Source organism: Streptomyces sp. MK7 (assembly GCF_032658145.1).
Lineage (GTDB): Bacteria > Actinomycetota > Actinomycetes > Streptomycetales > Streptomycetaceae > Streptomyces > Streptomyces spiralis.
This window is the reverse complement of the sequence record NZ_JAVACL010000003.1, coordinates 362,126-380,091: the sequence shown is the minus strand read 5'-3', so window position 1 is coordinate 380,091 and position 17,966 is coordinate 362,126. Positions and strand designations below refer to the sequence as shown.

14 protein-coding genes and 1 pseudogene are annotated in these 17,966 nt (G+C 71.2%); 7 read left to right on the top strand and 8 right to left on the bottom strand.

Annotation, left to right across the window (positions count from 1 at the left end):
- Nucleotides 1-31 precede the first annotated feature (31 nt).
- From R2S09_RS06440 to R2S09_RS06420, 5 genes are all read right to left on the bottom strand, one after another.
- Nucleotides 32-1,345, bottom strand: a complete 1,314-nt coding sequence (locus tag R2S09_RS06440; RefSeq protein WP_316740105.1) for a hypothetical protein — start codon at nucleotides 1,343-1,345, stop codon at nucleotides 32-34.
- Nucleotides 1,346-1,431: 86 nt separating this feature from the next.
- Nucleotides 1,432-1,989 (bottom strand): hypothetical protein, encoded by a 558-nt coding sequence (locus tag R2S09_RS06435; RefSeq protein ID WP_316740104.1) that lies wholly within the window; start codon nucleotides 1,987-1,989, stop codon nucleotides 1,432-1,434.
- 109 nt (nucleotides 1,990-2,098) lie between these two features.
- The gene (locus R2S09_RS06430) at nucleotides 2,099-2,545 is read right to left on the bottom strand and encodes a hypothetical protein (protein ID WP_316740103.1); all 447 of its coding nucleotides are present in this window, start codon (nucleotides 2,543-2,545) and stop codon (nucleotides 2,099-2,101) included.
- Between the two features lie 192 nt (nucleotides 2,546-2,737).
- The gene (locus tag R2S09_RS06425) at nucleotides 2,738-3,061 is read right to left on the bottom strand and encodes a hypothetical protein (protein ID WP_316740102.1); all 324 of its coding nucleotides are present in this window, start codon (nucleotides 3,059-3,061) and stop codon (nucleotides 2,738-2,740) included.
- A gap of 216 nt (nucleotides 3,062-3,277) precedes the next feature.
- The gene (locus tag R2S09_RS06420) at nucleotides 3,278-3,865 is read right to left on the bottom strand and encodes an NADPH-dependent FMN reductase (protein ID WP_306187025.1); all 588 of its coding nucleotides are present in this window, start codon (nucleotides 3,863-3,865) and stop codon (nucleotides 3,278-3,280) included.
- 405 nt (nucleotides 3,866-4,270) lie between these two features.
- Between R2S09_RS06420 and R2S09_RS06415 the strand changes: the two genes are divergently transcribed.
- The 4 genes from R2S09_RS06415 (at nucleotide 4,271) to nirB (ending at nucleotide 9,672) form a co-directional block, all read left to right on the top strand.
- Nucleotides 4,271-4,840 (top strand): hypothetical protein, encoded by a 570-nt coding sequence (locus tag R2S09_RS06415; RefSeq protein ID WP_306187027.1) that lies wholly within the window; start codon nucleotides 4,271-4,273, stop codon nucleotides 4,838-4,840.
- A 191-nt stretch (nucleotides 4,841-5,031) separates the two neighbouring features.
- The gene (locus R2S09_RS06410) at nucleotides 5,032-5,652 is read left to right on the top strand and encodes a class F sortase (RefSeq protein ID WP_306187029.1); all 621 of its coding nucleotides are present in this window, start codon (nucleotides 5,032-5,034) and stop codon (nucleotides 5,650-5,652) included.
- A gap of 154 nt (nucleotides 5,653-5,806) precedes the next feature.
- A complete protein-coding gene (locus R2S09_RS06405) occupies nucleotides 5,807-7,024 on the top strand; it encodes an FAD-dependent oxidoreductase (RefSeq protein ID WP_316740101.1) in 1,218 nt (405 codons plus the stop codon).
- Nucleotides 7,024-9,672, top strand: a complete 2,649-nt coding sequence (gene nirB / locus R2S09_RS06400) for a nitrite reductase large subunit NirB (RefSeq protein WP_316740100.1) — start codon at nucleotides 7,024-7,026, stop codon at nucleotides 9,670-9,672. Before R2S09_RS06405 ends, nirB begins: the two co-directional genes overlap by 1 nt.
- A 16-nt stretch (nucleotides 9,673-9,688) precedes the next feature.
- Here nirB and R2S09_RS06395 read toward each other — a convergent pair.
- Nucleotides 9,689-9,985: pseudogene (locus R2S09_RS06395) on the bottom strand (zinc ribbon domain-containing protein); the annotation flags it as partial.
- A 68-nt stretch (nucleotides 9,986-10,053) separates the two neighbouring features.
- Here R2S09_RS06395 and nirD point away from each other — a divergent pair.
- Complete coding sequence (gene nirD, locus R2S09_RS06390; RefSeq protein ID WP_306187035.1) at nucleotides 10,054-10,407, top strand: nitrite reductase small subunit NirD; 354 nt, start codon at nucleotides 10,054-10,056, stop codon at nucleotides 10,405-10,407.
- Between the two features lie 154 nt (nucleotides 10,408-10,561).
- Here nirD and ppdK read toward each other — a convergent pair whose 3' ends face one another.
- Nucleotides 10,562-13,309, bottom strand: coding sequence for a pyruvate, phosphate dikinase (gene ppdK, locus R2S09_RS06385; RefSeq protein WP_316740099.1), 2,748 nt, complete (start codon nucleotides 13,307-13,309; stop codon nucleotides 10,562-10,564).
- 404 nt (nucleotides 13,310-13,713) lie between these two features.
- On the opposite strand from ppdK, the gene R2S09_RS06380 reads away from it, so the two are divergent.
- Nucleotides 13,714-13,878: a hypothetical protein gene (locus R2S09_RS06380; protein ID WP_316740098.1), complete on the top strand. Its 165-nt coding sequence runs from the start codon at nucleotides 13,714-13,716 to the stop codon at nucleotides 13,876-13,878.
- A 120-nt stretch (nucleotides 13,879-13,998) separates the two neighbouring features.
- Here R2S09_RS06380 and R2S09_RS06375 read toward each other — a convergent pair whose 3' ends face one another.
- Nucleotides 13,999-15,651: a hypothetical protein gene (locus R2S09_RS06375; RefSeq protein ID WP_316740097.1), complete on the bottom strand. Its 1,653-nt coding sequence runs from the start codon at nucleotides 15,649-15,651 to the stop codon at nucleotides 13,999-14,001.
- Between the two features lie 186 nt (nucleotides 15,652-15,837).
- Here R2S09_RS06375 and R2S09_RS06370 point away from each other — a divergent pair, with 186 nt between their 5' ends.
- Complete coding sequence (locus R2S09_RS06370) at nucleotides 15,838-17,688, top strand: CDP-alcohol phosphatidyltransferase (protein WP_399143922.1); 1,851 nt, start codon at nucleotides 15,838-15,840, stop codon at nucleotides 17,686-17,688.
- The last annotated feature ends 278 nt before the right edge of the window (nucleotides 17,689-17,966 follow it).

The following is a 17,966-nucleotide window of genomic DNA, read 5'->3' as shown; positions in this document are numbered from 1 at the left end:
CGCCTGCGGACACGCGAAGGCTGCCCCGGCCTCACGACCGGCCGGGGCGGCCTTCGCACCACGACGCGGACGGGCTGCTCCGCGCCTGTGCCGGCGAACCGGCTCCCGGCCGACGCCGGTCCACGACGTCGACGACCCCGCACGCCACCACGGCCGTCATCAGAAAGGCCGCACCCGCCGAGAGCGCCCTGGTCTCGTAGTACGGCCCGGGGCTCAGCGACACTGCCACGTATGCGGCCCCCGCGCCCGCCAGGCCGGCGCAGGTCAGTCTTCCGGCCAGCAGGAGAGCGAGTGTTCGGCGCCGGCCCGTCCGAAGGCCGGCGGCGTCCGTCGCGTCCTCCGGCCCGGCCACGGTGTCCCGGCCGGCCCCCAGGCAGGCAGCCGCTCCGATCACGAGCGCCGCCCCTGCCGCGAGCCACGGTGTCCCGAACACCACGCCGTAGCGCACCGCGAGCGCCGGCACGAAGAAGAGCGCGAGCCAGCGAGACAGAGCGTGCCGCACGAAGGACATCGCGAGGCCGGGAGCGGACCGGTCCTCCCGCAGCCGGTGCGCGACCCCGCGCAGAGCGGCCAGTAGACCGGCGGCCGCCAGTGCGAGCGGCAGGCGGTCGTCCAGCCGCCCCAGGTTGTAGAGCAGGGCAGTGTCGTACACGACCAGGACCAGCGCTCCCAGAGCACCCAGCGAGCCGATGAACACCAGCAGCCCGGACACGGAGGCCGGGGTCCGGGTGACCCCCGAGTCACGCGCCGCCAGACGGGCGACGAGAAGGGACGTGAGGGCGGCGGAGACGGCTCGTACGACGATGTCGTCCACCGTGTACGGATTGCGCAGGTCCCACTCCACGAGGCAGAACACGACGGTGTACGACACGGAGGCCAGCGGCAGCAGGGCGGACCGGGCGATCGCCCGGTACAGCCCCGCGTCGAACCACCGCACGACGGCCGCGAAGGCCAGGAGGACGAAGGGGAGCTCGAGAAAGGCCTGGACGCGCAGGACCGAGGGAGCGAGGAGCTCGGGCGCGGGGAAGGCGTCGGCGAGCCGCCGCACCACGGGGCTTCCCGAAGCGAGTTCGAACCACCCCGTCGGCAGATACCGCGCGACGAAGGACGCGTCGCCGCCGTGCACGCGCAGCACGTACACGGTGAACAGCACCTGGTTGACGTAGACCAGCCCGGTCACCACCGCCAGCGCGGCGAGCGGCGGCACAGAGCGGCCCGTAGGCGGCCGGGGCAGCACCCGCCGGACGGCCGCCGGTACGCGCGGGGCGCGCGCGAGAGCCAGGACGGCGGACACGACCACCACGGCGTCGACGAACACGGGCACCACCGTAGGCCAGGCGGTCACGCCACGGCTCTGCTTGCTCTGCGTGCTCTGCTTGCCCTGCGTGCTCGCGTGCTCGGCGTGCTCTGCCTGCGGCGTCGGCAGCTCTCTCAGTACGGCGCCATCACCAGGTCGCCGATCACCGGCAAGCCGACCTGGGCCGCCAGCCACGGTGCGCGTTCGGCCTCGACCTGCTTGACGTGGACGAAAACGGTGTGGTCGGCCGCCGGCTCCTCGAGGTCGAGGTCGCGGGCATGGACACACAGTGTGACGAATGCTCCGCGGGCACCCCCCACCCCCAGGCCCACCTCGGGAGCCTCGGGCCAGGCGTTGAAGTCCCACCGCACGGTCGCCGGGTCGCCGCCGACCGCGTGGAGGAACGGCCTCACCGTCTCCGGTGTCCCCGCCCAGTGCCGCAGCCGGACGGGCAGAAGGGCCGACGGATCATCTTCCTGCTCCGACGGACCGCTCCGCACCCCTTCCGCCCACCACTCGGCATCCGGCAACACGGCCCGCACTGCCGCAAGCGAGCGAGTCGAGGAGATCCGCACATCGAAGTCGACTTCAAGGCCCCCCAGGTCGGCCATCCCGAGCAGCCTCTCGACCGTACGCAGCCCCTCGGACAGGTCCGCCGTTCTCAGGATGGCCTGCGCGAAGGAGTTGGACACGGCGACCAGTGTGCCGGCATGCGGGACACCCCATGGGATCAGGCCCCCGCCGATCCGGGCACATGGATCCGGCAGGGCGCGAACGGCGGCTTCGTGGAAGCCGGGAGCATCAGGCGACCTCTCGCCTGACCCGCCCATGGAGTGTCAGCCAGAACCTCTGCAACGACTCCTCCGCGCCGCCCAGTTCGAAGCGGTTGCGGACCTTGCCGAGCGGATTCCACACCCGCCCGTCGGGCATGCGTACGCCGACCGCCTGACCGAAGCAGGCCTGCTGTCCGGCGTCGAAGTCGACCCACACCGCCCCGGCGCGGCGCACAAGCACCTCACCGACGTACGCGCCCAGCCCGAACAGCGACTCGCGCGCCCGTTCCGCCTCGGCACCGCCCTTGCGTAACCCGTCCACCAGGAAGTCGACCAGGCGCAGACTGGCCACCGAGTAGTCCAGCGGCAGCCGGTTGCGCGCCGTGACCCGCTCCACGAAGGCCGCCGCGTACACCCGCATCCCACTCGCGTCCGGCACGCCCGTATCCGGCACGCGCTCGTCCGCCCTGCCCATGAGAAATCGCCCCCTCGCTCGACCCACGCGGGGGACTTCGAGCGGTCCCCCTCATTTCCCAGCGGATCGAGCGGCCACGGCAACACGGGTGAGGAGCATGCCAAATCTCACAAACGAATCTCACGCAAGGGTTACAACCTTTTCGCGGCTCATACGTCCCGGAACGTCAAGTACCACGGCAGACATGCCTGCTCAGCTTCCGTCGTGGCGTGAGGAAGCCCGGTAGACCAGATAGAGAGTGGTACCGACGATGACGAGCATGGAAGCGACAGCCACTGGCAGCGAGGACATGAGCGCACTCTCCTTCACTGCAAGAGCCAGGAGAAGCCGCGCGCCCAGTATCCCGCCGCCGATCGGGACAAAAGCGGTTCCCACTCTACGCGACAGGTACCGCTCGCTCACCGTGAACCGCGGCCCGCCCATGCGTGAGGTGAATCTGATGTACTTCTCCGCAATCCCCAGGGGATTGAACACAAATATCAGGCCGCCGATGAAAAATACGGCACCGACCAGCAAAAACGCTGATTAACGCTCCTTTCGGGTGTCCATTGAGGGGAGGAAAGCCCACGGGGCATTCCTCCCCTCAATGGCTTACGTGCGTTTACAGGCCTGTTCAGGTCATCAGTGAACGCCGGCGCAGGTGCAGGATCTGATCCCGACACGTCGATCCCCGGTGACGTGATGCCCAGCCACAGCCCCATCCCGTCCGGGGCTCGATGCACAGCCCGGGGGCTAACCTCCGTACGGCCGCCGCTCCTTGGCCTCTCGGAGCGCCTGGCCCCACCACACCAGCTGGTCCAGCATCGACTTGGCCGCCGCGTCGGCGGCGGTGGGGTCGTTCAGGCGGCCCTCGTCGTCGAAGGACGCGCGCGCGTTGTGGAAGGAGACCGTGTCGCGGACGGTGACCGCGTGGAGTTCGGCGAAGACCTGGCGGAGGTGTTCGACGGCGCGGAGGCCGCCGGCCAGGCCACCGTAGGAGACGAGGGCGACGGGCTTGGCCTGCCACTCCGTGAAGTGCCAGTCGATGAGGTTCTTCAGGCCGGCCGGGAAGGAGTGGTTGTACTCGGGGGTCAGGACGACGAAGGCGTCCGCCGATGCCAGTTTCTCCGTGACGCCCGCCAGGGCCGCAGTCGCCTCCGGGCCGCGGGCCAGTGTCGTCGGCAGGGCCGCCGTCTCCGCCACGTCCACGACCCGCGGGAGCAGGTCGGCGCGGTCGCGGAGGTGGGCGAGGAGCCAGTCGGCGACCACGGGGCCGAAGCGGCCGTGGCGGTTGCTGCCGATGACGAGGGTGACCTTCAGGGGTTCCGTGGTTGTGTTCATGCGGCACAGACTGATACCTCAAGCTTTGTTGAGGTCAAGCCGGTCACGCCCCGGCTTCTCGGTGATGCCGAGCCCGCGGCGGGCCGGAGCGTCGCGATCACCCGTTCACCCCCGCGACCCGCACCCTTCGGGGTGTTTTCCGACGCGCCGTCAGCGAGACCGCACTGACCTGCCCAAACACCCTTCGTCACGCCTCCCTGGCGGGGCGCCTCGACACCCGTTCACCGTATTCCTGACGTGCTCTCAGGAAGCGGGCTCGCGTCCGAGCCACTTACCTCGGAAGGGCAGGGCGCGACGACAGCGGCGGCACTCGCGGGTGCCGCTGAGCCGTGCCGCCACCGCGGAACCGCAGAACCGCGGAACCGCAGAGCTCGGAAGAGCTGGGAAGAGCTGGGAGGAGGACCGATGCGACGTCACGCTCGTCTGTCGGCCGGGGCCGTGACCGGGGCCGCGCTCGCCGTCGCCGCCGTCAGCGGTCTCGCCGCGCCCGCCTACGGCGCCGAGGACTCCGTCGCGGCGGTGCGTCCCTCCGGCTCGGCCACCGGAACGCTCGAGGTGTACCCGTCCTCGGTGGTGCCGGGCGGTCACGTCAGCGTGAACACCAAGGCGTGCGGCGCGAAGGCCGCAGCGGCGGGTGACGCGAGCGCCGTCGGCGCGGGCGCCTTCCCGCTGGCGCCCAGCGCGCACGAGGGCGACGCGATCGGCCAGTTCCGGGTGCCGGAGAGCGCGCAGCCGGGGACGTACGAGATCGTCGCCGACTGCGCCGAGGGCGGCCGGCGGGTCAAGGGCGATCTGATCGTCGCCCTGAGCTCGGCCCAGGGGCAGTTGCAGCCCCGGGGAAGTGTGAAGACGGGGGTCGGCGGCGCGCTGGGTGCCGACCCCGTACGGACCGCGGCCGGCGTGGCGGCACTCGCCGTCGCCGCCGCGGGCGGTACCTGGCTCCTGCATCGCCGGGCGAGAGGCGACGGGATCTGACGGGCACCCTCCGCTGTCCGTCCGCCGGTACCGCACGTCCCTCCCCCTCCGGGCCCGACGCCCCTCGCGGCCCGGAGGGGGCACGGGGCACCAGCTCCGAGCAGGGGCCCAAAAAGCGGGGCCCGATGAACGGGGCCCGATGAACGGGGTCCAAGAAGCGGGGGTCCAAGAGGGGGGCGAGAGGTGTTCGTATGCGCAGGATAGGCAACTCCGCGATAGCGACCGTCACCGTCGTCGCCCTCTGCTCCGGCGTGTGGCTGCTGCGCAGCGCCGGCCCCGAGCAGCCACCGCCCCAGCCCGCCGCTGCCGAGGGCCGCCCCGACCCCGGCGAGGAACGGCTCTCGGCCCCCGCGCTGCCGCCGTCCCCGCCCACCCGCATCCGCATACCCTCGATACGGGTGGACGCCCCCCTGATGGGCCTGGGCCTGACCCCCTCCGGCAGCCTCGACGTCCCGCCCTCCCAGGAGAAGAACCTCGCCGGCTGGTACGAGGCCGGCACCACGCCCGGTGAGCGCGGCACCGCGATCGTCGCCGGCCACGTCGACAACACGGAGGGTCCCACGGTCTTCTACGACCTCGGCGCCCTGAGGAAGGGCAGCATCATCGAGGTGGACCGCCGGGACGGCGGCGTCGCCGTCTTCACCGTGGACGCGATCGAGGTGTACCAGGCCACGAACTTCCCCGACAAGAAGGTCTACGGCGCCGCCTCGCGCCCCGAGCTACGGGTGATCACCTGCGGCGGCGGCTACTCCCGGTCCACCGGCTACCAGGGCAACGTCGTCGTCTTCGCCCATCTGACCGGCAGCCGCTGAGACCGACCCCTCGTCTCGCCGTCCCCGCCTCACACCGCTCCCCCGCCGCCCCGCGGACCCTCACAACCGCCCCCCGCGCCCGCTGAGGGCAGCGTTCCGTACGGGAAACAGGTGTGATGCGGCCGGGTAACGTCCGCGCCGCACGCTCGGGTGCATGACCTCGAATGCGCGTGTGGTGGTGATCGGCGCCGGCCTCGCGGGTGTGACCCTCGCCCGGCGGCTCGGTGAGCTCGGCACGCCCGCGCTGGTCGTCGGCGAGGAGGAGCATCCGCCGTACAACCGGGTGCTGCTCGCCGAGGTGCTGGCCGAGCGGTACGCACCGGAGGTGATCGCGCTCCCCGCGCCCGCCGGTCTCGTCCGCGGCCGGGTCACTGGGATCGACCGCGCCGCACGCGAGGTGCGGTGCGCGGACGGTTCGGCGATCGGCTACGGCACGCTGGTGCTGGCCACCGGCTCCAACCCCGTGCTGCCGCCGCTGCGCGGCCTGTTCACGCCGGACCACGAGCTGCCCGAGGGCGTCCACGCCTTCCGCACCATGGACGACTGCCTGGGCCTGTCCAAGGCGGTACGTCCCGGGGTGCGCGCGGTCGTCGTCGGCGGCGGGCTGCTCGGCGTCTCCGCCGCCCGCGCGCTCGCGGCCCGCGGCGCGCAGGTGGTCCTCGCCCAGCAGGCCGAGCGCCTCATGGAACGGCAGCTGGACCCGGGCGCCTCCCGGCTCGTGCGGCACCACCTGGAGGGCCTCGGCGTCGAGGTGCACACCGAGTGCCGGGTGCGGGACGTGCGCTGCGCGGGCGGGGCGGTCCGCTCGGTGGAGATGGCCGACGGGTACGCGCTCGACGCCGACCTCGTGGTCGTCGCCTGCGGGGTGCACCCGCGCACCGGCCTCGCCGAGCAGGCGGGCCTCGCCGTCCACAAGGGCGTCCTCGTCGACGACGAGCTGCGCACCTCCGACCCGCACATCCACGCCATCGGCGACTGCGCCCAGCACGCGGGCACCGTGTACGGCCTGGCCGCGCCGGCCCTCGACCAGGCCGACGCGCTCGCCGCGCTGCTCTCGGGCGACCGGGACGCCCGCTACACCGGCACCCGTTCCCTGACCCGGCTGACCCTGGCCGGCCCGCACTCGCCCTTCGACCTCGCCGCGTTCGGCGAGACCGAGGCCCGCCCCGGCGACGATGTCGTGCAGCTCGCCGACGCCACCCGCGGCACCTACCGCAAGGTCGTCGTCCGCGACGACCGCCTGGTCGGCGGGGTCCTCGTCGGCGAACTCGGCACCGTCGGCGCGCTCGCCCGCGCCTGGGAGGGAGCAGAGCCGCTCCCGACGGACGGCGGCCCCCTGCTCCACCTGCTCACCAACGACGGAGGCTCCTGATGTCCACGGACACCGCCACGGACACCCGCACGGACACCCCCACGATCGTGCTCGTCGGCCACGGCATGGTCGGCCAGCGCTTCCTCGAAGCGCTCGCCGAGCGCGGCCTGACCGCCACGCACCGCGTGGTCGTGCTGTGCGAGGAGCCGCGCCCCGCCTACGACCGCGTGCAGCTCACCTCGTACTTCTCGGGCCGGGCGCCCGAGGACCTCTCCCTGACCGACCTGGCGTTCATCGAGGACCACGGCATCGAGCTGCACATCGGCGACCCGGCCGAGACCGTCGACCGGGAGGCGCGGAAGGTGACCGCCCGCTCGGGTCTGGTCGTCGGCTACGACGTCCTGGTCCTGGCCACCGGCTCCTACCCGTTCGTGCCGCCGGTGCCGAACAAGGACGCCACCGGCTGTTTCGTCTACCGGACCATCGAGGACCTGCTCGCCATCGAGGAGTACGCGAAGGCGAAGGCGACCACCGGTGCCGTGGTCGGCGGCGGTCTGCTCGGCCTGGAGGCGGCCGGCGCGCTCAAGGGTCTCGGACTCGACGCCCACATCGTGGAGTTCGCGCCGCGCCTGATGCCGGTGCAGGTCGACGAGGGCGGCGGCGCGGCGCTGCTGCGCACCATCGAGGGGATGGGCCTGACGGTGCACACCGGTGTGGGCACCCAGGAGATCGTCACCGACGCCTCCGGCGCCGTCACCGGCATGAAGCTGTCCGACGGCTCCGAACTCGCCACCGACATGGTGGTGTTCTCCGCCGGCGTCCGCCCCCGCGACCAGCTGGCCCGCGACTGCGGACTGGCCGTCGGCGAGCGCGGCGGCATCACGGTCGACGAGCAGTGCCGTACCGTCGCCGACCCGCGTGTGTTCGCGATCGGCGAGTGCGCGCTGGCCGCCGACGGCCGGGTGTACGGCCTGGTCGCGCCGGGTTACGAGCAGGCCGAGACGGCGGCGGCGACGATCGCCGAGGACGAGGCGGCGTTCGTGGGCGCCGACCTGTCCACCAAGCTGAAGCTGCTCGGCGTGGACGTGGCCTCCTTCGGCGACGCGCACGGCACCGCCGAGGACTGCCTGGACGTCGTCTACTCCGACTCCCGGGCGGGCCTGTACAAGAAGCTGGTCATCGGCCGGGACGGCACGCTGCTGGGCGGCATCCTGGTGGGTGACGCGGAGGCGTACGGCACGCTGCGCGCGCTCACCGGTTCGGTGCCCCCGATCGCCCCCGAGTCGCTGGTGCTGCCCGCCGGCGCGGGCGCCCCCGCGCAGCTCGGCCCGTCCGCGCTCCCGGACGACGCGGTGATCTGCTCCTGCCACAACGTCAGCAAGGGCACGATCCGCGGCGCGGTCACCGAGCACCGGTGCACCACTGTGCCCGAGGTGAAGAAGTGCACCAAGGCCGGCACCGGCTGCGGCTCCTGCGTCAAGGTGCTCACCCAGCTGGTCAACGAGGAGCTGGAGGCGAGCGGCGTCGAGGTCGACAAGGGCCTGTGCGGCTGCTTCGGGCAGACCCGCGAGGAGCTGTACCAGATCGTCCTCGCCCTGCGCCTCACCTCCTACCAGGAGCTGCTGGACCGCTACGGCCGTGAGGAGGCCCGGGGCGGCGACGGCTGCGAGACCTGCAAGCCGGCCGTGGCCTCGATCATCGCCTCGCTCGCACCGGCCATCGGCGCCGACGGCTATGTCCTGGACGGCGAGCAGGCCGCCCTCCAGGACACCAACGACCACTTCCTGGCCAACCTCCAGAAGAACGGCTCGTACTCGGTGGTGCCGCGCATCCCCGGCGGGGAGATCGCCCCGGAGAAGCTGATCGTGATCGGTGAGATCGCCCGGGACTTCGGCCTCTACACGAAGATCACCGGCGGCCAGCGCATCGACATGTTCGGCGCCCGGGTGGAGCAGCTGCCCCTGATCTGGGCGCGCCTGGTCGACGCGGGCTTCGAGTCGGGGCACGCCTACGGCAAGTCGCTGCGCACGGTGAAGTCCTGCGTCGGGCAGACCTGGTGCCGCTACGGCGTCCAGGACTCGGTGCGCATGGCGATCGATCTGGAGCTGCGCTACCGGGGCCTGAGGTCCCCGCACAAGCTCAAGTCGGCGGTCTCCGGGTGCGCCCGCGAGTGCGCGGAGGCCCAGTCGAAGGACTTCGGCGTGATCGCCACCGCGGGCGGCTGGAACCTGTACGTCGGCGGCAACGGCGGCGCCACCCCGCGCCACGCGGACCTGCTGGCCCAGGACCTCTCGGACGCCGAACTGGTCCGGCTGATCGACCGGTTCCTGATGTTCTACATCCGCACCGCCGACCGGCTGGAGCGCACCAGCGTCTGGCTGGAGCGGATCCCCGGCGGCCTGGACCACGTACGGGACGTGGTCGTGCACGACTCGCTCGGCATCTGCGACGAGCTGGAGGCCCTGATGGCCGCGCATGTGTCCCACTACCGCGACGAGTGGGCCGAGACCATCAACGACCCCGAGAAGCTGGCCCGGTTCGTGTCCTTCGTCAACGCCCCCGACACGCCCGACCCGGTCGTCGGCTTCGTCCCCGAACGCGACCAGATGAAGCCCGACCTGCCGCTGCTGTCCATCGGCATGCGCCCCGCCGGCACCGCGGAGCCCCTGGAAGACGTCCTGGACCTGGAAGGAAGCGCCCAGCGTTGACTTCCTCCCCTGCCTGAAGGCGGGGGATTCCAGCGCTCGCCCGCTGGGGTTCCTGCTTCACCGACGACCGCCCCGTCCGGGAGGACTCCCGTTGAGGTCTTACACCGTCTCCACAGGCAGACGCCGTCGGCCCGGCGGCCCGGATGTTGCGTGCCGCGTTCACGTCGCGGTCACGCACGGCACCGCAGTCGCACGTCCACGCGCGGGCGTTCAGCGGCAGCTCCTCACGGACCGTGCCGCAGGCCCCGCACAGCTTCGAGCTGGGGAAGAAGCGGTCGATCACGACGAGTTCGCGCCCGTACCAGGCGCTTCGTTTCTCCCCCGCAAGCGGGAGGTACCCCCACCCGGCCTCAAGGCCGGGGTATCCACGAAGGAGAACCGATGACCACCCTGGCACCCGAGACGACCGACCTGAAGGTGCAGCTGCGCCTGGACGACAGCTGGTTCACCGTCTGCGACCTGAGCACGCTGCTGCCGGGCCGCGGGGTGGCGGCCCTGCTGCCGGACGGCCGCCAGGTGGCCGTCTTCCGCGACCGTTCGGGCCGGCTGTACGCCATCGACAACCGTGACCCCTTCACCGGCGCCGCCGTTCTCTCCCGCGGCCTGACCGGCACCCACCAGGGCCGCCCGTTCGTGGCGTCCCCGCTGCTCAAGCAGCGCTTCGACCTGGCCGGCGGCCGGTGCCTGGACGACGAGTCGGTCCGGGTGAGGGCGTACGAGGTCCGGATGGCCTGACCCCGCTCCGGACCACGAGGAAGGGGCGGCATCCCCGCACAGGATGCCGCCCCTTCTTCTCGTGGACCGGAGTCCTCGTCGCAATCGGTATTGAGGGTCGGGGACCACGACGAGGACTCCGGGGTCTGCTACCGGTCTCTGCCGGTGGTCCGGTCTACCGGTGGTCGCTGCCCTCCGACTGGGAGGCTGCGCGGCCGGCCTCCAGGCGGGCGACCGGGATGCGGAACGGGGAGCAGGAGACGTAGTCCAGGCCCACCTCGTGGAAGAAGTGGACGGACTCCGGGTCGCCGCCGTGCTCGCCGCAGACGCCGAGCTTGAGGTCGGGGCGGGTGGCGCGGCCGGCCTGGGCGGCGGCCTTGACCAGGGAGCCGACACCGTCCCTGTCGATCGTCTCGAACGGGCTGACGCCGAAGATGCCCTTCTCCAGGTACGCCGTGAAGAAGCTCGCCTCCACGTCGTCGCGGCTGAAGCCCCACACCGTCTGGGTCAGGTCGTTGGTGCCGAAGGAGAAGAACTCCGCGGCCTCGGCGATCTGGCCGGCGGTGAGCGCGGCGCGCGGCAGCTCGATCATCGTGCCGATCGCCAGTTTCAGATGGGTGCCGGTGGCGTCCTGGACCTCGGCGATGACCTGGTCGGCCTCCTCGCGGACGATCTCCAGCTCCTGGACGGTGCCCACCAGCGGGATCATGATCTCGGCGCGCGGGTCGCCCTTGGCCGCCTTGCGCTCGGCCGCCGCCTCGGCGATGGCGCGGACCTGCATGGTGAACAGGCCGGGCACGACCAGGCCGAGGCGTACGCCGCGCAGGCCCAGCATCGGGTTCTGCTCGTGCAGCCGGTGCACGGCCTGGAGCAGGCGCAGCTCGTTCTCGTGCGGCTCCTGGCGGGACTCGGCGAGGGCGACGCGCACCGACAGCTCGGTGATGTCGGGCAGGAACTCGTGCAGCGGCGGGTCGAGCAGGCGGATGGTGACGGGCAGTCCGTCCATCGCCTCGAACAGCTCCACGAAGTCCTTCTTCTGCAGCGGCAGGAGCTGCTTGAGGGACTCCTCGCGCTCGTCCTCGGTGTCGGCCAGGATCAGCCGCTCGACCAGCTCGCGGCGGTCACCGAGGAACATGTGCTCGGTACGGCACAGGCCGATGCCCTGGGCGCCGAAGCGGCGGGCGCGCAGCGCGTCCTCGGCGTTGTCGGCGTTGGCACGCACCCGCAGGCGGCGCTTGCGGTCGGCGAAGGCCATGATGCGGTGCACGGCCTCGACCAGTTCGTCGGCGTCGTCGGCGCCGGCGTGCATCCGGCCCTCGAAGTACTCCACGACCGGGGACGGCACGACCGGGACCTCGCCCAGGTAGACCTTGCCGGTGGAGCCGTCGATGGAGATGACGTCGCCCTCCTCGACGACGTGCCCGCCGGGGACCGTCATCCGGCGGCGCTTGGTGTCGACCTCCAGCTCCTCCGCGCCGCAGACACAGGTCTTGCCCATGCCGCGGGCGACGACGGCCGCGTGGGAGGTCTTGCCGCCGCGGGAGGTCAGGATGCCCTCGGCCGCGATCATGCCGTCGAGGTCGTCGGGATTGGTCTCCCGGCGCACCAGGATGACCTTCTCGCCCGAGCGGGACCACTTGACGGCGGTGTAGGAGTCGAAGACCGCCTTGCCGACCGCCGCGCCCGGCGAGGCGGCGATGCCCCGGGCGACCTGCTCGACCTTCGCCCCGTCGTCGAAGCGCGGGAACATCAGCTGGGCGAGCTGGGCACCGTTGACGCGCTGGAGGGCCTCGGCCTCGTAGATCAGGCCCTGGTCCACCAGCTGGGTGGCGATCCTGAAGGCGGCACCGGCGGTGCGCTTGCCCACGCGGGTCTGCAGCATCCACAGCTGGCCGCGCTCGATGGTGAACTCGATGTCGCAGAGATCCTTGTAGTGGTTCTCCAGGGTCTCCATGATCTGCATGAGCTGGTCGTACGACTTCTTGTCGATGTTCTCCAGCTCGGCGAGCGGCACGGTGTTGCGGATGCCCGCGACGACGTCCTCGCCCTGCGCGTTCTGGAGGTAGTCGCCGTAGACGCCCTGGTGGCCCGAGGCGGGGTCGCGGGTGAAGGCGACGCCGGTGCCGGAGTCGGGGCCGAGGTTGCCGAACACCATGGAGCAGATGTTGACGGCGGTGCCCAGGTCGTGCGGGATGCGCTCCTGGCGGCGGTAGAGCTTGGCGCGGTCGCCGTTCCAGGAGTCGAAGACCGCCTTGATGGCGAGGTCCATCTGCTCGCGCGGGTCCTGCGGGAAGTCCCGGCCGGCCTCGGTCTTGACGATCTTCTTGAACTTGGTGACCAGCTTCTTCAGGTCGGCCGCGTCCAGCTCGGTGTCGACGGTGACCTTCTTGGTCTCCTTGGCCTTGTCCAGGGCCTCCTCGAAGAGGTCGCCGTCGACGCCGAGGACGGTCTTGCCGAACATCTGGATGAGGCGGCGGTAGGAGTCCCAGGCGAAGCGCTCGTCGCCGGCCTGCTTGGCCAGGCCCTGCACGGACTTGTCCGACAGGCCGATGTTCAGGACGGTGTCCATCATGCCGGGCATGGAGAACTTCGCCCCGGAACGGACCGACACGAGGAGGGGGTTGTCGGCCTGCCCGAGCTTCTTGCCCATCCGCTCTTCGAGGGCGTCGAGGTGCGCACTCACCTCGTCACGCAGCGCGGCCGGCTCCTCGCCGCTGTCCAGGTAGACCTTGCAGGCCTCGGTGGTGATGGTGAAGCCCGGAGGGACGGGGAGGCCCAGGTTGGTCATCTCGGCGAGGTTGGCGCCCTTGCCGCCGAGGAGGTCCTTGAGGTCCTTGTTGCCCTCGGTGAAGTCGTAGACGAACTTCACGCCCTCAACACTCTGGCCGCGCTCGGCTACCTGGGGATCTTTGTTTTCCGACACGGGTCTCGACTCCTCGAGGACGCGGTGGCTGCCCTGACGGCGAGGAACATACCCAGATCGAAGGCACCTTGGTACGTCCACTTGCGCGTCATGCGCCCGTAACCACTCGTCCGCCAGCGGATCGAAAGTCAAGGCTGGGCAAGCAACCGAGGCTTTTTGTTTTCACTTCTTGAACGCATCAACACCCGTAGACCCTCTGAAGCGCTCAGATGAGCGGCTTTCGGCACGTCTGAATTTCCTCGATGAACGATCGAATGGTGGCACTGAGTGCCACTCCTTGATGAAGTGCAGTCGCTCTTGATCCGCTCATCTGAGCACAACCCTTATCAGAGGTGGTGAGAATCACGCTCCCACACGGGGCGAGGTTTCACCATGCGGACGGGTGTCCGGACGGCCCGGACGTCATGCCGTTCGCCGCCCTGGGCGTCGCCGGCGACCTCATCGGGGCGCGCGGCGGTCAGGTGCCCGGCGGGCTGTTCGTCCGCGACAGGCGTCGGCTCAGCCACCGGCATGCGCCACCGGCCCTGCTCACGGCGATGGAGGGCCGTCGGGGGCTGCCACCCTCGTGACCGGGCACATCCCACCAGGTCCGCGCGGTGTACCGGCCGCACTGCGGCTCCGCCCGCCCGCGGCCCGGACGAGTCCCGGGACGCGAGCGGGCGGGTGCGGTCACCTCACGCGGGCCGTGCTCACTGGACGTCCACGAAGTCCAGGCGGCTGTAGGCGTAGAAGTGGGTCCACTCGTCGCCGTCGTACTTGGCCTGCCAGTCGCCGTCCTTGGCCGCCGTGAACGTCTTCGTGAACCTGCCGTCATTGCCCGTCACGGCGACGCCGGCCCCGCGCCAGGTGGTCGTGCCCTTCGCGCGGAAGTAGATGTCGATCCGCGCGTTGGCGAGCGCGGACCACTGCCCGTTGTCCTCGTTCTTCGCGTTGAGCTTGCCGGTGATCGTGATGGGGGCGCCCGCCTTGACCGGCTCGGGGTTCGCGTTGAACTCCGGGAAGGCCGTCATCCGGCGGTACACCGTGTACGACTCCGGTGCGGGGCCGGCCGGGATCTGCTGGGTGCCGGGGTACTGGAACCGCCAGACGCCCACGCCCGGGTAGGGCAGGTCCGCGGCCGTGACCGTGCGGGAGCTGTCGCCCGCGAAGGCGGGGCTGTCGATGGTCTTCTTGGTGACCCAGGTCGTGGTGCCTCTCGCCTTGAACTGGAGGTTCACCTTCAGGGTCGTCGCGGCCGGGAGGTCGTAGCGGTCGAAGATGCCCGACACCGTGACCTTCTTGTACCGGCTGACGGTGACCGTGGGGACCCTGTGGAAGCCCGCGCTCGTCGTCGGGTCCGGGGTGACGTAGGCGTAGGTGTTGGACAGCCATGGCGTGCCGAGGAGGGCGATCGTCTGCCGTCGGGTGCCGTAGACGGGGACCTGGGTGGTGAAGCGCCCGTCCTCGCCGGTCTTGAAGGTCCGTACGTTGTACACCGACATGGGTGTGCCGGCGGGGACCGGCTTGGAGACGCCGTTGCTGTCGCGGTAGGTGGCCCGGCCGGTCAGCGGGGCGTCCGTCCCGTCCGCGCCTCTCACCGTGGACGAGTCCAGCGTGATGTCGGTGGTGGTGTAGCCGACCTCGACCCGGCGGGTCAGACCGTGCGCGGCGTCCGCACCGGCCGGCCGGAGGACCACCCTCACGTCGTTCTGCCACGTCGTCGTGTCGTGCTTCTCCGTGCCCGTGAAGGTGAAGGGCGTCTCGACATGACCCGCGGCGTCGGTGTTCAGTCCCGTCTTCGCCGCGGTCGTCTCCAGCACCAGCCGGCCGTTCGCCATCGGCGTCTCGGAGTCGTCGCGCGGGTCGCGCAGCGTCGCGTCCGCCTTGACGGTCACCGTCCTGTGCTCCAGGTCCGGCTTCCCGCTCACCTCGAACGTCTTGACCCGCGGGATCAGGTGGTAGTCGAAGACCGCCTCGTCCTTGTGGAGGATCGTTTCACCCTCGGTGCCGTCGTACTGGACGTCCACGGCGTACCGGCCCAGGTCCGCCAGGCGCAGCGGGGAGGTCACGACAGCGGTCTCACCGGGGTCGTCCTCGCAGGACGGGTCGCAGGGGTCGGTGTCCTGCATCTGAGCGAACTCGGTGACGGCCGCCACCGGTGTGTCGGTGCCCGTCTTGCGCAGGAGCAGCTTCAGGTTCTTCGGCGGCAAGGGCTTGCCGAAGTCCACGTAGATCCGGGTGTCGTCGGTGTGGATCGAGGGACCGTTCGGGTACGGGTCGGCCGCGTGTGCAGCCGTCGGAACCGCGAGCACGCCACCGAGCGCGCCGAGTGTGCACAGCGCCGAGAGGGTGCGTCTTCTCATGTGTTCCCCCAGGGAATCAAGATCTCATCAGCCCTTCCAGACCTCCGCTGGGGCCGGAAGGTTGTAGGCGCAACCAAAGCGAGTGTTGGGCGGGCGTTTGCCGGGTGTTTGCCGAGGTGCGTGAACGGGTGCCGGGCGCGTGCCGTACGGGAGGATGTCGTCGGCCGCCGTTGGAAGGAACCCGGGTTGTCCCAGGACACGAGTACGCGCGGGCGGGCGGGAAGCGCCGCGACGCCCGACCCCGACCGCCCCGCCTCCACCCCTGGCGCACCCGACTCCCCCACCCCCGACTCCCCCCGCGTCCCACGCTCCCCCCTCCGCCGTCTCCGGGCTCTCCGGACCCTCCGGGTCCTTCGTCCCCAGGCCGCCCGGCGGGCATGGCGGCGTTGGCAGGCCGGGCATCCGGATGCCGCGCGGGGGGTCTCCCTCACCGTCACCGGGGTGGCCCTGGGCCTCGTCCTCCTCGCGCTGCTGATGCCGAACAAGCGGGAGCAGTTCCATCTCGCGTCGTTCACGCGGATTCCGGTGGAGGCGTTGCTCGGGGCGGCCGTGCTGGTCGCGCTGCCGCGCAGGCCGCGGGTGGCCGTGGCGGCGCTCGGCGGGGTGGCGCTCGGCGTGCTGACCGTGCTGAACCTGACGGACATCGAGTTCAACCAGTACCTCGGCCGCAGCTTCAACGTCATCCTGGACTGGCAGCTGCTCGACGACGCGCAGTCCTATCTCGCGGACACCCTGGGCGGCACGGTCGCGCTGCTGGCCGCCGTCGCCGCGGTGCTCCTGGTCGTGGCGGTGCTCGCCGTGATGGCGCTGGCGGTGATCAGGGTCGGCACCTTCCTCGGCCGGGACAAGTCACGCGCGACCCGTGGCCTGCTGCTGGTCAGCGCGCTGTGGATGACCTGCTCGGCCCTGAACCTCCAGATCTCCGGCATCCCGGTGGCGTCCGAGCACACGGTGACCATGCTCAAGTACCACGAGCAGGCGCTGCGTTCGACGATCCGGGACGAGCGCGCGTTCGCGAGGACGGCGAAGGCCGACGCCTTCGGGAACACACCGGGCAGCGAGCTCGTGCCCGACCTGCGCGGCAAGGACATGATCTTCACGTTCATCGAGAGCTACGGCCGCAGCGCGATCGAGGACCCGATCATGGCGCCCGGTGTGGACAGGACCCTCGCCGCCTCCACCCAGGCCCTGGCCAGGGCGGGCTTCCACGCGAAGAGCGGATGGCTGACGTCGGCGACGTACGGCGGCGGCAGCTGGCTCGGCCACTCCACGTTCATGTCGGGTCTGTGGGTCGACAACCAGAACCGCTACCGCACGGTGACCTCCGGCGACCACCTGACCCTCACCGAGGCGTTCAGGAAGACGGGTGCCTGGGACACGGTCGGCATCATGCCGGGCGTGCAGAAGGGCTGGCCCGAGGCCAAGTGGTACGGCCTGGACAAGGTCTACAACGCCTTCCAGATGGGCTACCGGGGCCCGAAGTTCAGCTGGTCGACCATGCCCGACCAGTACGCGCTCGAGGCCTTCCAGCGCCTGGCGCACGGCAGGAAGCACGACAAGCCGCTGACGTCGTTCGTCATCCTGACCTCCAGCCACCAGCCCTGGGCGCCGATCCCGAAGATGGTCCCCTGGGACCGGCTCGGTGACGGCTCGGCCTTCAAGAGCATCGAGGCGGCCGGCACCAAGCCGCAGGACATCATCACCGATCCCACCCGCTCCCGCGAGGAGTACGGCAAGTCGATCCAGTACTCGGTGACGGCCCTGACCCAGTGGCTCCAGCGCTACGGCAACGACGACACCGTGCTGGTCTTCCTCGGCGACCACCAGCCCATCGCCCGGGTCAGCGGCGACCACGCCAGCCGGGACGTACCGGTCTCCATCGTCGCCAAGGACCCCAAGGTCCTCGACAAGATCGCCGACTGGGGCTGGACCGACGGCCTGCGCCCGGCCCACGACGCCCCCGTCTGGAAGATGAGCGCGTTCCGCGACCGCTTCCTGACGGCGTACGGCTCCACCCCACACCCCAGGAAGAGCTGACACCCGACGCCCCGGGGCCATCGAACGACCCGAGCCGAACGGCGCATCGGACCGACGGCCCGGCGAGAACCCCGGCGGGGGTGGCGGGCCCAGGGGCGCAGCCCCGGCGGGGCCCAGGGGCGCAGCCCCGGCGGGCCCCAGGGGCGCAGCCCCGGGGACGGCCACCTCTCAAGCAACCGAGACCGGCGGGCGGGCAAAGGCCCGGGGCGCAGCCCCGGCGGGGCCCAGGGGCGCAGCCCCGGCGGGGCCCAGGGGCGCAGCCCCGGGGACGGCCACCT

Coding starts and splice junctions, on each gene's coding strand:
- R2S09_RS06430 (WP_316740103.1), bottom strand. CDS start 2,545: ATGGGCAGGGCGGACGAGCGCGTGCCGGATACGGGCGTGCCGGACGCG.
- R2S09_RS06420 (WP_306187025.1), bottom strand. CDS start 3,865: ATGAACACAACCACGGAACCCCTGAAGGTCACCCTCGTCATCGGCAGC.
- R2S09_RS06415 (WP_306187027.1), top strand. CDS start 4,271: ATGCGACGTCACGCTCGTCTGTCGGCCGGGGCCGTGACCGGGGCCGCG.
- R2S09_RS06410 (WP_306187029.1), top strand. CDS start 5,032: ATGCGCAGGATAGGCAACTCCGCGATAGCGACCGTCACCGTCGTCGCC.
- R2S09_RS06405 (WP_316740101.1), top strand. CDS start 5,807: ATGACCTCGAATGCGCGTGTGGTGGTGATCGGCGCCGGCCTCGCGGGT.
- nirB (WP_316740100.1), top strand. CDS start 7,024: ATGTCCACGGACACCGCCACGGACACCCGCACGGACACCCCCACGATC.
- nirD (WP_306187035.1), top strand. CDS start 10,054: ATGACCACCCTGGCACCCGAGACGACCGACCTGAAGGTGCAGCTGCGC.
- R2S09_RS06380 (WP_316740098.1), top strand. CDS start 13,714: ATGCCGTTCGCCGCCCTGGGCGTCGCCGGCGACCTCATCGGGGCGCGC.
- R2S09_RS06375 (WP_316740097.1), bottom strand. CDS start 15,651: ATGAGAAGACGCACCCTCTCGGCGCTGTGCACACTCGGCGCGCTCGGT.